Source organism: Gimesia aquarii, assembly GCF_007748195.1.
GTDB classification, from domain to species: Bacteria; Planctomycetota; Planctomycetia; order Planctomycetales; family Planctomycetaceae; genus Gimesia; species Gimesia aquarii.
In genome coordinates, this window is record NZ_CP037920.1 from 5,267,876 (window position 1) to 5,280,606 (window position 12,731).

A 12,731-nucleotide genomic window follows, 5' to 3' on the forward strand; every position below is an offset into this window, starting at 1 on the left:
TGACATAACCAACACATAATAGCAAAAATCCAGTATACAAAATTTATATTTATACTAGATTTAGGAACTCAAAATGCCCAGGTATGAAGAAATTCGGGATCAATTCAAAACTGGTGATATCATCTTATTCTCTGGAAAAGGTGCTTTTTCAAGTATGATTAAATTGTTTTCCGGAGGAAAATGGTCACATATAGGAATGGTTATTCGTCTTCCAGATTTTGACGATGCAGTACTACTTTGGGAATCTACTACACTAACAAATACATCTGATGTAGAGTTCAATAGCAGCATCAAAGGTGTACAGTTAGTTGCACTAAGTGAAAGAATTTCACGATATGCTGGAGAAATTTCCCTAAGACCGCTGAACAAACCAATTAATGAATCTATGTATTCAGACCTTTCTCAACTACGTCACAAGCTGTCTAGGCGCCCCTATGAAAGAGATGAATTAGAGCTATTGCGATCTGCTTGGGACGGAATTGCAGGGGCTAACAGTGAAGATCTCTCAAGTGTGTTTTGTTCGGAGCTAGTGGCAGAAGCTTATCAGTCAATGGGCTTGTTACCAGAGCCTCCAGTTGGGTTACCTTCAAACGAATATACGCCTCTTGATTTTTCTGAAGCAAGAGAATTGAAGCTTCAGGGCGACTATCGTTTGAAAAGAGAAATTTCTATTACCTAGCTGGATAAGGTCTTATGAATAAGAAGATAGTAGGCAGGAAGGTGAAAACAACTATGGCGGATACAGATACAACTCAAGATTCATCGAATAAAACTAATCCAGTTTGGGGAACTCAATACTTACCATATATCTTCTTGACGGCTGGGCTCCTATTAATAGTTTGGTTGATTTTACGAAATGAACCTTTCAAAGAAGCAATCTTTGCTTATGCACTACGTGTTTTTCTTAGCGTTTGTTCTGCATATTCCGTACAAGTTGTTCCCGGTTTTCTAAATCTTGAAATTAGTCAGAGGGGACGACGAATTACTGCAGGAGGTGCTTTTGCCTTCGCAATAATTACATTTTTTGGAGCTCCTGTTATTGCACCAACTTTAGATCCAGAAAACATTAGAAGAGAACCCCCTCGTACTTTTCCATGTAGAGTATGGCTACCAGAAAATTATTCAAGCAAACAGGTTGGATCGCTTTACTCAACATCTGCTCGTGAAGCGGGCTTTTGGGTTAGTAACTTAATTGATCAACATGAAGCAGATAAAGCTGGTTATTTGTCTCAACAACCTAATCTACTAAGAAATGTTGTCAAAGAGCTACAAACCACCTCGCTTAAAATTGATTTTGTTGAAAAAAAGAAAGACGAAAAAAATAAAGATGAATTAGTCAAAATCAAGGAAGAATTAAACCAACAAACAAATAAAGTGCAAGAAATTGCTAATCAATTAGGTGAATTATTACCTAGTACTCAACCATTAATTGTTATAGCGGAGACAGATCCATTTGAAAGTCCGTATGATGCTTTTAGTGCATCAGTCTCTACACTAACTTCAGCAACTGGCAATCCATCTGGCTCACATAAGATCTCTGCGTTTCTAGTTCGCAAAAAAGATGCAAAATACACATTTGAACCATTACTAGTATTACACAGCTCACAGTTAGAACGTAATACTATTCACGTCCCAGCATCAAACTCTGGTGATCAAATTCTTCTAGTAATTAAATTTATATTGAAAAAAGATGATCCATTTCCAAAACGTGCAGACCAGATACCTGTCCAAATAATTCCATTGAACTAAGTATAATTATAAATTTAAAGCTTAACTAAAGGGAGACAAGTAATGTTTCGACAATTGACTGGTGTATTAGTACTATTACTTACTTTGACAAACCCCTCATATAGTGATGTTGAGCTTTCAGGAATTGTTACTAGTAATGATACTCAAAAACCTATTAAGGGCGTTTTTATTAGGGTAAAGGCAGAACGATCAGGACGTACCTTGGGAAATATAGGAAGAACTGATAAAGATGGAAGATACTCCATTAAAATCAAAGAAGTAGACGAAGCAATTTTTCTAGATTTTAATCCAGGTGATCGAACAAATAACGCACCCGACAGTGTTAGACTATTATCTGGAAGTAAAAAACAACAAATCAACAAAGTTCTTAGAGCTGGTAACATTGTAAGAGCTAGATCGATGGCTCCACGTTCTTGCCCAAAACCTTGTTGCCCAAATCCTTGTTGCCCAAATCCTTGTTGCCCAAATCCTTGTTGCCCAAATCCTTGTTGCCCAAATCCTTGTTGCCCACCAATAGAAAAATCGGAGAAACAGAAAATTGAGCCGATTCCTGATGGAAAATCAAACTTTAGAAAGATGTCCTCTAATGATAGATTAAAAGATGCTCTGGAAAAACTTGCTTCATTTGAGGATTTTGGCTATCGATTGATACAGATTAATAATCCTGATGAATTTGATATTCAAATGAAAAAATCTATTGTAAACTATATGCGTAATATGCCACTCGCTAAAGAATTAATATACGGTGAAGACCAATACAGCCAAGGTCTTTATAATGCCTTAACTCGAAAGAGAGAAATCGTATTTTCTCTCTATAATCTAGAAAATATTGAACAAACTAGAGTCAACTCTCCAGAACCTTGTTGCCATGTTTACAAATGTAAAAAGCGATATCGAAAATCGAGAAAATGTAGAGTTCGTAAAAAATGCTGGCGTCGATAATTAACTTCTTTCACTCAATTAATATTAACTCTTACTGTTAAAAAAACAGAGTGATGAGAAATATCACTCTGTTTTTTTGTTTGTGCCAGAAACGCATCCTCCAAAGTATTCAATTTTCATGAATTCAAAGTTCGTTTAGTGAGATAATTATATCTGAAACGCCCGTTTCGTAAACTCCAACATAAGCGGAATAGATTCACTCACCACAGAAAACGTATGCCTTCCTTTAAGCATGATCCATTCGGGCGGCTGCTTCAGTTCGATCAGCCGTTCTCGAAAATGTTCGTTCATCGTCCGGTCGAATGCCTTGTCAGCGGTGACGATTAATACGCACATCCCCTTCAGCTTCTCGGCCCGCTCAATCGGATTAAACTGTTTCCAGACTGCTTCGTCTGAACCAAAGCGGGCGGTGGGCACACGGTACGACTGGCCTTTTGGTAAGCCGTTTCGCGGAAAATCGAGTAACCCAATCATCGAACTGACGGCAATAAATCGATCGGGATGGCGTGCAGCAAAATTCACACAACCAAAGCCCCCCATCGACCAGCCGGCAATCGCCCATTGTTGACGTGCAGTGGGTAACTGAAATTCCTGAGTAACAACAGCCAGCACTTCTTCAAGATACATTTCATAAACGTCTGACTTGCGCACCGGCGAATTAATGTACCAGCCATCATCGCCATCCGGCAGGATCACAAACAGACCGGAATCGAGCAACTGCTTGCGAACGCCCTTGTCTTCAATTAAAGAGAGTTCATGCCGACCACGACCATGTAGAATCACTAACATGCGACGTTTTTGCTGTTTGATCTGTTGCCGATGTTTTGGCAAGACGACCACAGCCCGTTTCCGTTGCTTGAGATTCTGGCTGAAAAACGTCACTCCCAGAATCCGTGGAAAGAGCTCCTCAGTTTCGAGCTTCGTCTCCTTAGTTTTCGGATTCTCTGCCATAACGAAACCAGCATTAAATGACAGTAAAGAAAGAACAATCCAGATTATCAGAAAATTCAAAAACAAACGCTGTTGCATCAAGTTACTACCCAAGCTGAATCAATGGAAAGATTACTACCACGAAATACACGAAAAGCACGAAATTTTTCTATATGAGGAATTGTTGAAAGCAGCAGAGATTGTATCACACACGATTAAAGATATTTTAATTGGATGACCATTAATGTTTTCGTGAATTTAGTGTATTTCGTGGTTAAAAAATCAGTCCTCAATAAACACGTACTTCACAAATCCGAGCATGATCGACTCCATTCGAAGCGGTCACAACAACACGGATTGCTGACAATGACGATGTTCGTTCGACTGTATGCACACGGCGACGTTGAAAATTCCCCTCGACTTCTGCTAACAGAAACCAGGTTTTTCCGTCAAAGACTTCGATGCGATAATCACGCACTGTTTCCGCCTGCGGCGCTCCCCACTGCATCTTTGACGTGTATCCATCATGATGACTGAGTGTCAGATGCCGATGCAAGCCTGTATCAAAAATGAGTTGAATTTCACTCGGTTGAATCGGCACATCCCACTCCAGTTGTAATGTAGCAGGTAAACCCGCTTTGGGATCAGACATCCAGCGGTGACCACCAGGATTCGCACGGCCCTCCGGTGCTCCCGCAGCTCCATGCACACAACGCGTCTGACCTGAAACCACATTCGCCGCTTCATAGCCAACCCGCTCGCTGCTGGCTGAAATACACGCGGCTCGCGCAAGATCGTTGTGATCCTGAATCTGAATCCCGACCAGATACGAATCGTCCCGCAACAACTGTTGCTGAACTTGTGCCATCACACCTTGATTCGAAATCAGCTCCGCCGGCGGCAACTTCTGCTGCACAGCGAACGCGGCTGCGGTCCCGACCCCCTGCCCGATCACCGCACAAGTCGCCATCACCCTTGTAGAAGAGAAAGCCACATGTGTTGCAGAAATATTGCGGCCGGCAAACATCAGATTGGTTCTGTTTTTCGAAATACAGGCAGACAGAGGCACATTATACAACGAAGGTACCGGATGTTGAGTACAGGGCTCAAGGTCGGGTGCGTCGATGCCTTCCGGGGGATGTAGATCGAGCGACCAGCCGCCAAAGGCAATCGCATCGGGAAAGTCGCGTGAAGTAAGCAGATCCTGTTCGGTCAGAATGTGTTGACCGATAAACCGTCGGCTTTCACGTTTGCCGGGGAGAAAACCAAACCAATCCAGCGCCCAGTGCGCCGCTTCAAAGGGATCGTCTCCTGCAGGCGTTCCCGGTGGTCCGTTCTTTACATGATCCCAAATCCCCATCACGACCGCTAACAACTCATCGCGGATCTCTTCATTCTGCTTGATCGTATCCAGTACACCGCCCCACTCTGCCCACCAGTAACCGTATTCATGCGTCGGTTGCTCTTCACCGGGTGTCGCATAGAGTCGCCGTTTCAATTCGTCCTGTTCAAATTTCCGTACCCACTCAGGTGCGATAAAGGGCATCGGTCGATTATGACGACGGGCCTGCAGCAAAATCGTGGAACCCAGGCGATGATTGTCTGGCGTTTCAGGAGCCAGTGATTCGTTGAACTGCTGCCGCCCTTCTCGCCCCTCAATAAACAGAGCCCCCGCTTCCGCTGCCAGCCGACCATCGCCGGTGCAGTCAATGAAGATCTCTGCGTTGATCGTAAAACGGTCTTCAGTACTTTGACGTTCTGCAATCGCATGCTCGATTTGATCACCGTTTAACGTGACGGCGGTCACCGCAGTATTGAGCAGCAATGTGAGATTTGGCTCCGCCTTGCATTTCTCAAATAAGATCAAATCAAACATCGAAGCCGACCGCTGAGGATTGCGGACACAATTCTCCAGCCGCAACTCTTCGATGATTCCCCCTTCACGGGCCTCTGTTTCCAGCTCCACCCCACGATCAAAGCCGCCTGTTCCATTCGCCCCTACGATATGCATGCGAATTTCGCTTGAGGCATTTCCGCCGAGTACAGAACGATCCTGACATAAAATGACCTTGGCCCCACAACGGGCCGCAGCGATAGCGCAACAGCAGCCCGCCATCCCGCCACCAGCGACGAGGATCTCGCAATTCAATGTATGTTCTTGCAAAAGGGTCACTTCGTTTTTATTGCCTTTGAATTTGACAATGCTATTAAATGCCATATAATAATCAAATCCAACCAATATTCAATCATAAACTCGTTAATAACACACTATAATGACACTTATAACCAAAGAACCACAGAATTCACTGGCACTGGAATTGTCAGAACGCATTCGACACCGGATCCAGTCTGCTGAGTTCAATGATGGTGATTTTTTTCTCACCGAAGCCGAACTTGCAGAGGAATACAACGTCTCGCGACGAATCGCCCGCGAAGCTGTCAACCGTTTGTGTGCACTGGGATTGCTGGAAGGTCGCAAACGAAAAGGACTCATTGTTCGCCATCCCGATCCGGTCGAAGTCTGGGCCAACTGCCTGCCATCACTGGCCAGGTCACAGGAAAAACTGGCCGAACTCGCACAGTTCCGTTATGCCCTGGAAGTGGGTGCTGTGGAAATGGCAGTCAAAAATGCGAGTGAAGAACAAATCGCTCAACTGGCAACTCTGGCCAAAGAATTCAAATTGATTGCGAGTAAAAAGAAGAACCGCAAACAACGAACCGAACTCGAACGACAATTCCATGGGCTGATTCTGGAAATGTCAGGTTCATCGTTTATCGCGGACATGCAGAAGCTATTAGCGACGCTCTTTGAAACATCTTACCCTCCAAGAGAATCCCCCGTTTTAGAAGACGACGTGAACGACCGCATCATCTGGCAGCACTTTGAACTCGTCAGCGCGATTCAAGACCGGGATGTGGAACGGGCACGTTCCGTGATGCGATCCCATTTGAAATACTTATTGATGTCCAAACCAGATATTCCCTGATAAATTGAATACCAACATTCTTTGAGGCCCATTACAATGAAAAAACAGATCCCCTCTCTGATTCCCTTATTGGCACTGTTCTCTGGCTGTCTGATGAATCTACCCGCTTTACTCGCGGGAGAGAACTCTACACTCCCCGAAGTGGAAGTCACCAACGTGCGCCGTGTTTTTCATAATGGAGAGCACAATGCGTTTACCGATATGATTGAGTTCAAAGGAAAATACTATCTCACCTTTCGCACTTGTCCGGGTGGCCACATGTTGTTTCCCAGCTCGCGCATTCTGGTGATGCAAAGTGATGACACCAAAACCTGGAAACAGGTCGAAGAATTTTCCGTTCCCAAACGGGATGTACGCGATCCTCACTTTTTGATCTTCAAAGACAAACTGTTTGTGTATACGGGAACCTGGTACTGCGGCGATGCTCCACCAAAAACCAGAACCCTCAATCAACATCTCGGATATGCAGTCTGGACTGCCGATGGTACGAACTGGTCCAAGCCGATCATGCTGGAAGGCACCTACGGTCATTACATCTGGCGGGCTGCCGCCTATGACGGCAAAGCGTACCTCTGTGGCCGACGCATTAAACATTTCACAGAAGGGGATAAAGATCGCGAACTCATCGAAACCGCGATTCTCGAAAGTGATGACGGTTTAGTATGGAAGACCGCGAGTCTGTTTAATGAAAAACAGGGTGACGAAACGGCGTTCCTGTTTGAAAAGAATGGCGACCTCTTGGCCATCGGCCGTAGTGGCACCAAGCCCGCCTGGGTCATGCGTTCGCGTCCCCCCTTTGAAAAATGGGACCGCAAGCAACTGGATCGCTACATCGGTGGTCCCTTACTAGCGAAATGGGGGAAACATTATCTGGTGGGAGGTCGTCAGCTCAAAAACAGAAAACCCGTCACGTCTCTGTACTGGTTCCAGAATGATCAACTGCACGAATTCGCCTCGCTCCCCAGTGGCGGTGATAATTCATACCCCGGAATCCTCATTCTGGAACCCGATCGTGCACTGATCTCCTATTACTCCAGTCATGAAAAAGACGAGAAAGGAAAGCCCATCACGGCAATCTACCTGGCAGACCTCAAGTTGAAGAACCAGAAATAGTTGGCCGCAGATAACAGGCAAAAATCCTTACTCTATTATTACTGACTGAGTAGAGTTGAATCCACATTGTGGAATTGAGAAACTTGACCCTGACGATATATCATGATATATTAAAGGGTGCAAATCTGCAATAAAACGATTTAACCGAATAACTGAGTCATTATGGAAGAAGCGCCTAAAAATCTGACCGAGCAATCCTATCAATATATCAAACAGCAAATGGAACGTAATGTTCTGCCCCCTGGTTCTCGATTGGTTAACAGGAAACTGGCATCAGAACTTGGCGTGAGCGCGATCCCCGTACGTGAGGCCATCTGTCGTCTCGCCTCTGAAGGCTTCGTCGAACACATTCAGGGATCGGGGGCATTCGTCAGGCAACTCAGCCGGGAAGATTTAGACGAACTTTATGTTCTAAGAGACCTTCTGGAAAGTTTCGCCGCAAGCGAAGCCGCGTTATATATTTCACGCCAGCAGTTAGAAGATCTACAGTTTATCATTGACGAACACCGTGAAATCACAGCCACAATGGTAGAACGCGATGCAAAACACACGACTCCGGCACAATTCAATCGCTGGGTCGACTGCGAAACAGAATTTCATGAGATCCTGGTGGATGCTTCGCGTAATCGTCTACTGAAAAAAGTCATCCAGGAAAACCGGGCCATCACGGCTGTGTTCTATGCCCTGCGTCAGTTGAAACATAAAATCATCACACCGGAAAGTGCAGAAGAAACCTGTGCAGGCAAAGAGCAGTTATTAGCTGCCCTAACAAAACGAGACGCTGAACTCTCTCGCAAAATCATGAGTGAACAAATCCAGGCGGGCCGCCGTGATGTGCTTGCTTTTATGCGAAAACAGGAAAGAGAGAGAAATGCGTCTTAACAACCTGGAAACGGGGATCCTCTTTAAAAATGACAAACCGCACGTCAAGAGTATCCACGCCTATTTTCCTTCTGTTGTGGTATTACCCGATGGCGCGCTACTCGGCATGTACATGCTGGGGGAAGCCTTTGAAGCAACTAACGCGCAGGTCCATTTATCTCGCTCTTACGACCAGGGCCGGACATGGAAGTATCAGGGACGCCTCTGTCCTGATACAACAGACCGAATCACATCCATGTTCGGACGAGTGGCGATTAACGATGATGGCGAATTAATTGCAAATTTGATTCGCTTTGACCGAACTGATTACCCAGATCAGGGTCTCTCAAATCCTGAAACTCTGGGGATGGTCCCCGCCGATTTATTATTAATGAGGTCGAGCAACTACGGGGAAACCTGGGATAATCCAGAAAAAGTCAAGCCCCCTTTGGCTAATTCGGAATTTGAAATGTGTAGCCCGATCACATTTTTAAAGGATGGTCGCTGGGTTTGGCCCACATCGCTGTGGCGTGACTGGGAGGGCAACTTGCCGCACGGCAACCGCATGGTGGCACTCGTTTCCCAAGATCGCGGCGTCAACTGGCAACATTATTTCGACGTGATGCATCATGAGAGGAATCATCAAACGTTCTGGGAATCTAAAATTGTAGAATTTCCCGATGGCCGTTTGCTGGCAATTGCCTGGTGCTATGATGAAGAATCAAAAAGCAATCTTCCCAATCAGTATTCCCTTAGTGACGATGGTGGCGCCACATGGTCGGCACCATCGTCAACGGAAATCTGCGGACAGACATTAACTCCTTATCTGTTAGATGATGGAAAAATTCTGAACATTTATCGTCGGCTTGATCAACCCGGGCTCTGGGCTTGCATGTCTCGTTTTAAAGAAGGACGATGGGAGAACCTCGATCAACAACCACTCTGGGGAAATAATTCCCAGGAAGGGAAAACGGCGACCGGTGAAAATATGTCGGAGAATTTTGCGGTACTCAAATTTGGAGCGCCCCATATTACTCGTCTGCCTGATGGTGACCTGTTTGTGACATTCTGGTGTTATGAGCAGTGCGTGAGTGTCATTCGCTGGTTTCGCTTTAGTATTGGTTAGAGCTCCTCTTGCAAAATCAACGTCTGATACGAACAGACTGAACTTTTCAAGAGCACTTGAAAAACCGGTAGCCTTTCAGTTGTATTAAGTCGCAAATGATTTCTTTGTAAATTCTTTAAGCGAATCGTACAAAACGCTAATTCTTCAAAAGCACTCCCTTTCTTCATTTTTGTATTGACAATATAGCAAACTACAATCATGATATATCATGATATATCTATATTTATTTAGAATCATAAATATGAATAGAAGGCGTTCAACTGATTTCATTCCGATTTTCTTTTCGCGTTGTGGGAGGCCCTAAACAATGTTGCGACGTAATTTTTTATCAAACACCATTCGTAGAGGTTTTACCTTAATCGAACTCTTAGTTGTGATCGCCATCATCGCCATTTTGATTGCCCTGCTCCTACCTGCCGTTCAGCAGGCTCGCGAATCAGCGCGCCGCAGTACCTGTAAGAACAATCTAAAGCAAATCGGGCTGGCGCTACACAACTACCATGATTCACACAGCATTTTTCCAGCCGGAAGAAGTTATACCGATAGTTCCTTTTCAGCGCCACAACTTTATGGATCTCATATGTGTTCCACGATGTTACTTCCCTTCCTGGATCAAGCACCACTTTATAATCAATTCAATTTTCAGTTAGCCTTCTATCAGGCACCCAACTCTGCCTTAACTCAACAAAAAATTGTCGTTTTTATTTGCCCCAGTAACCCGCAGGACGAAGGGCAAAATTGGACCGGTGCCGGTGGCCCCAATGATTCGTGGGGCAGCCATTATCACCCCGTTGCCCACAGTGGACGCGATGGAAATCCAGCGCGGGATGGGCAGGATGCCGTTGGTTTTAATAAAGATGGCATGTTTTTTAGAAACTCAAAAATCAGATTCCGAGACATCACCGATGGTTCCAGTAATACACTGGCATTCGCGGAAACTGTTGGCAACAAATTAGGCTCTCATCAATTATTTACCTGGGGAGCCTTTGGAGGCGGTGGAATTGGAGTCAGAAGCGGAATCAATACCAACTTTCCTTCACTATCCGGCTGGAGCTGGAACGGTGATGATTTTACCGGACCTGCCAGCCACCATACGGGAGGCTGTCATTTCCTTATGGGTGATGGTGCGGTCCGCTTTATTTCTGAAAATATTGATTTGGGTACGCTGCAGGACCTTACCACACGCGCTGGTGGCGAAGTGGTTGGTGAGTTCTAAAATCTATTCATTTTTCATGGCATCTACTTTTGTGTAACACGTATTGCATTTTCGATTTCAACAGACATTGATTCTTTCCCTCTGGTACTGGTAAATGAAAAGCAAGTTCTCTCTCTGTATTAGTCTGTTTGTAATACTTCTGGCTGGATGTGGCCAAAATTCTGATCAACTCTCATTGACTCCGGTCAGTGGTAAAGTGACTTATCAGGGAGAGATCATTCACGATGGCGTGATTCGCCTGATTCCTATCAAGGGCAATCAGGCGCCGGCAAGAACTACACAAATCAAAAAAGGACTTTATCAGTTCGCGGAACGGTCTGCAGTAAAACCCGGTACGTATCAGGTCGAAATTGACGCTTATCGAGGGGGTGCCAGTCTGCCGGGAGACAAAACTGAAAACTCAACAGAACGGGAACAGTTCCTCCCGGAACAATTCAATAAAAAAACGACAATCGAAACATTCACTGTCAAACCTGATAGTAACGAAATAAAAAAAGACTTTGACCTCAAGTAGAGAGAAACTTCCATGATCCGGAATATGAAGCACATAAAATTAAGAACCCTTTGTCTGGCGTTGACTGCATTCATCGCTACGATGAACTTATTACCTGACCATAGTGATGCGGAATCACGTCTCTTAATTAAATCTACAAAGGACCTACCTCGACATGGGGAAGGTGCCCTGCTGACACTCGATAACGGACGGTTACTTCTGGTTTACACTCAATGGTATGGCGCCAAAGGTAACGATCATGATCCAGCACGACTGGTGGAAATTCATTCGGACGATGGCGGCAAGACCTGGTCAGAGCCGAAAACAATCCAGGAAAATATTGGCAAGATGAACGTCATGTCCGCCAGCCTGGTGAAGACAACCAGCGGGAAGATCTTGCTGACTTACATCCGCATCGACAGTAACCGCTTCGCCAATTTATGGTTCAAAGAATCGACTGATGAAGGAAAAACCTGGAGCGAGCCCAAACAGCTTTCGCACGGCAAAAAAGGTCTGATTTTCACCGTCAACGCAGCCGCCATTCGTTTGAAATCAGGTCGTATCTTATTAGCCGCCTATGGTTCTCCCAGCGCCTGGCAGAAAGACGAACACTTTCGCGCCTTCAGCTATTACACCGATGACGAAGGAGCCACCTGGCATCGCTCAGAAAATGATGTCGATTGTCCTATGCGGGGCGCGATGGAACCGGAAATCGAGCAATTGAGCGATGGCCGGATCCTCATGTTGATTCGCACACAGACCACCAGAATGTACCGTTCCTATAGTAGTGATGGAGGCAAAACCTGGAGTCCTGCTAAAAAAACCGAAATCGTTCATCCCGAAGCACCAATGCTCTTACAACGCGCACCAGGCAAAGACGCACCTCTCATTTTAATCTGGAACAACGCCGTCGTTCCCGGTGCCGATCACCAGGGGCCACGTACGCCTTTCACACTGGGTCTTTCTTATGATGACGGAAAAACATGGGAGAATCTGACCAATATTGAAGAAAGCGCTAAGGGTTCTTACTGTTACGCTGCAGCAGCATTTCGAAAGAATGTACTGCACCTGGTCTATTATGGACCGGGTGGCCTGCGTTATCAGAGCATTCCCCTGGCCCAACTATTAAAGAAGAAGCAGTAAACAAAGACATCGAACCCGCTCTGATTCCATCGGCAAATGCTTCGTTGAAATCATGGATTTCGCCCCTTCTTTTCGGTGACAAGTCCTCGCGCAGCGATTACCATTAATATAGTAATCGCTGCACTCCTTGTTCTGTCAGATCACCACCAGACAGAGATCACCAATCAAATA

General features: G+C 45.3%; 12 protein-coding genes. 10 read left to right on the forward strand and 2 right to left on the reverse strand.

The features are described 5' to 3' along the window. The first annotated feature begins 73 nt into the window (after positions 1–73). From V144x_RS20175 to V144x_RS20185, 3 genes are read left to right on the forward strand one after another with little or no spacing between them, the layout of a single operon-like run. Positions 74–679 (forward strand): C40 family peptidase, encoded by a 606-nt coding sequence (locus V144x_RS20175; protein ID WP_144987534.1) that lies wholly within the window; start codon positions 74–76, stop codon positions 677–679. Positions 680–693: 14 nt separating this feature from the next. Next, a complete protein-coding gene (locus V144x_RS20180; RefSeq protein ID WP_144987536.1) occupies positions 694–1,749 on the forward strand; it encodes a hypothetical protein in 1,056 nt (351 codons plus the stop codon). 42 nt (positions 1,750–1,791) lie between these two features. Beyond that, positions 1,792–2,691, forward strand: coding sequence for a carboxypeptidase-like regulatory domain-containing protein (locus V144x_RS20185; protein ID WP_144987538.1), 900 nt, complete (start codon positions 1,792–1,794; stop codon positions 2,689–2,691). A gap of 147 nt (positions 2,692–2,838) precedes the next feature. Here V144x_RS20185 and V144x_RS20190 read toward each other — a convergent pair whose 3' ends face one another. Continuing rightward, a complete protein-coding gene (locus V144x_RS20190) occupies positions 2,839–3,720 on the reverse strand; it encodes an alpha/beta hydrolase (RefSeq protein WP_144987541.1) in 882 nt (293 codons plus the stop codon). A gap of 190 nt (positions 3,721–3,910) precedes the next feature. Next, entirely contained in the window at positions 3,911–5,839 is a 1,929-nt protein-coding gene (locus tag V144x_RS20195; RefSeq protein ID WP_144987543.1) for an FAD-dependent oxidoreductase, read from the reverse strand. A 55-nt stretch (positions 5,840–5,894) separates the two neighbouring features. On the opposite strand from V144x_RS20195, the gene V144x_RS20200 reads away from it, so the two are divergent. The 7 genes from V144x_RS20200 (at position 5,895) to V144x_RS20230 (ending at position 12,560) form a co-directional block, all read left to right on the forward strand. Further along, complete coding sequence (locus V144x_RS20200; protein WP_144987545.1) at positions 5,895–6,608, forward strand: FadR/GntR family transcriptional regulator; 714 nt, start codon at positions 5,895–5,897, stop codon at positions 6,606–6,608. Positions 6,609–6,644: 36 nt separating this feature from the next. Beyond that, positions 6,645–7,721 (forward strand): glycoside hydrolase family protein, encoded by a 1,077-nt coding sequence (locus V144x_RS20205; protein ID WP_144987547.1) that lies wholly within the window; start codon positions 6,645–6,647, stop codon positions 7,719–7,721. Positions 7,722–7,883: 162 nt separating this feature from the next. Continuing rightward, positions 7,884–8,603, forward strand: coding sequence for a GntR family transcriptional regulator (locus V144x_RS20210; protein WP_144987549.1), 720 nt, complete (start codon positions 7,884–7,886; stop codon positions 8,601–8,603). After that, the gene (locus V144x_RS20215; protein ID WP_144987551.1) at positions 8,593–9,708 is read left to right on the forward strand and encodes a sialidase family protein; all 1,116 of its coding nucleotides are present in this window, start codon (positions 8,593–8,595) and stop codon (positions 9,706–9,708) included. The genes V144x_RS20210 and V144x_RS20215 overlap by 11 nt, the downstream gene beginning before the upstream one ends. Positions 9,709–10,015: 307 nt before the next feature. Then, positions 10,016–10,924 carry a DUF1559 domain-containing protein gene (locus V144x_RS20220; protein WP_144987552.1) on the forward strand — a complete coding sequence of 303 codons (909 nt, stop codon included), beginning with the start codon at positions 10,016–10,018 and terminating at the stop codon, positions 10,922–10,924. 94 nt (positions 10,925–11,018) lie between these two features. Beyond that, positions 11,019–11,438 (forward strand): YajG family lipoprotein, encoded by a 420-nt coding sequence (locus V144x_RS20225; RefSeq protein WP_144987554.1) that lies wholly within the window; start codon positions 11,019–11,021, stop codon positions 11,436–11,438. A 24-nt stretch (positions 11,439–11,462) separates the two neighbouring features. Then, positions 11,463–12,560 (forward strand): sialidase family protein, encoded by a 1,098-nt coding sequence (locus tag V144x_RS20230; protein WP_197998545.1) that lies wholly within the window; start codon positions 11,463–11,465, stop codon positions 12,558–12,560. The last annotated feature ends 171 nt before the right edge of the window (positions 12,561–12,731 follow it).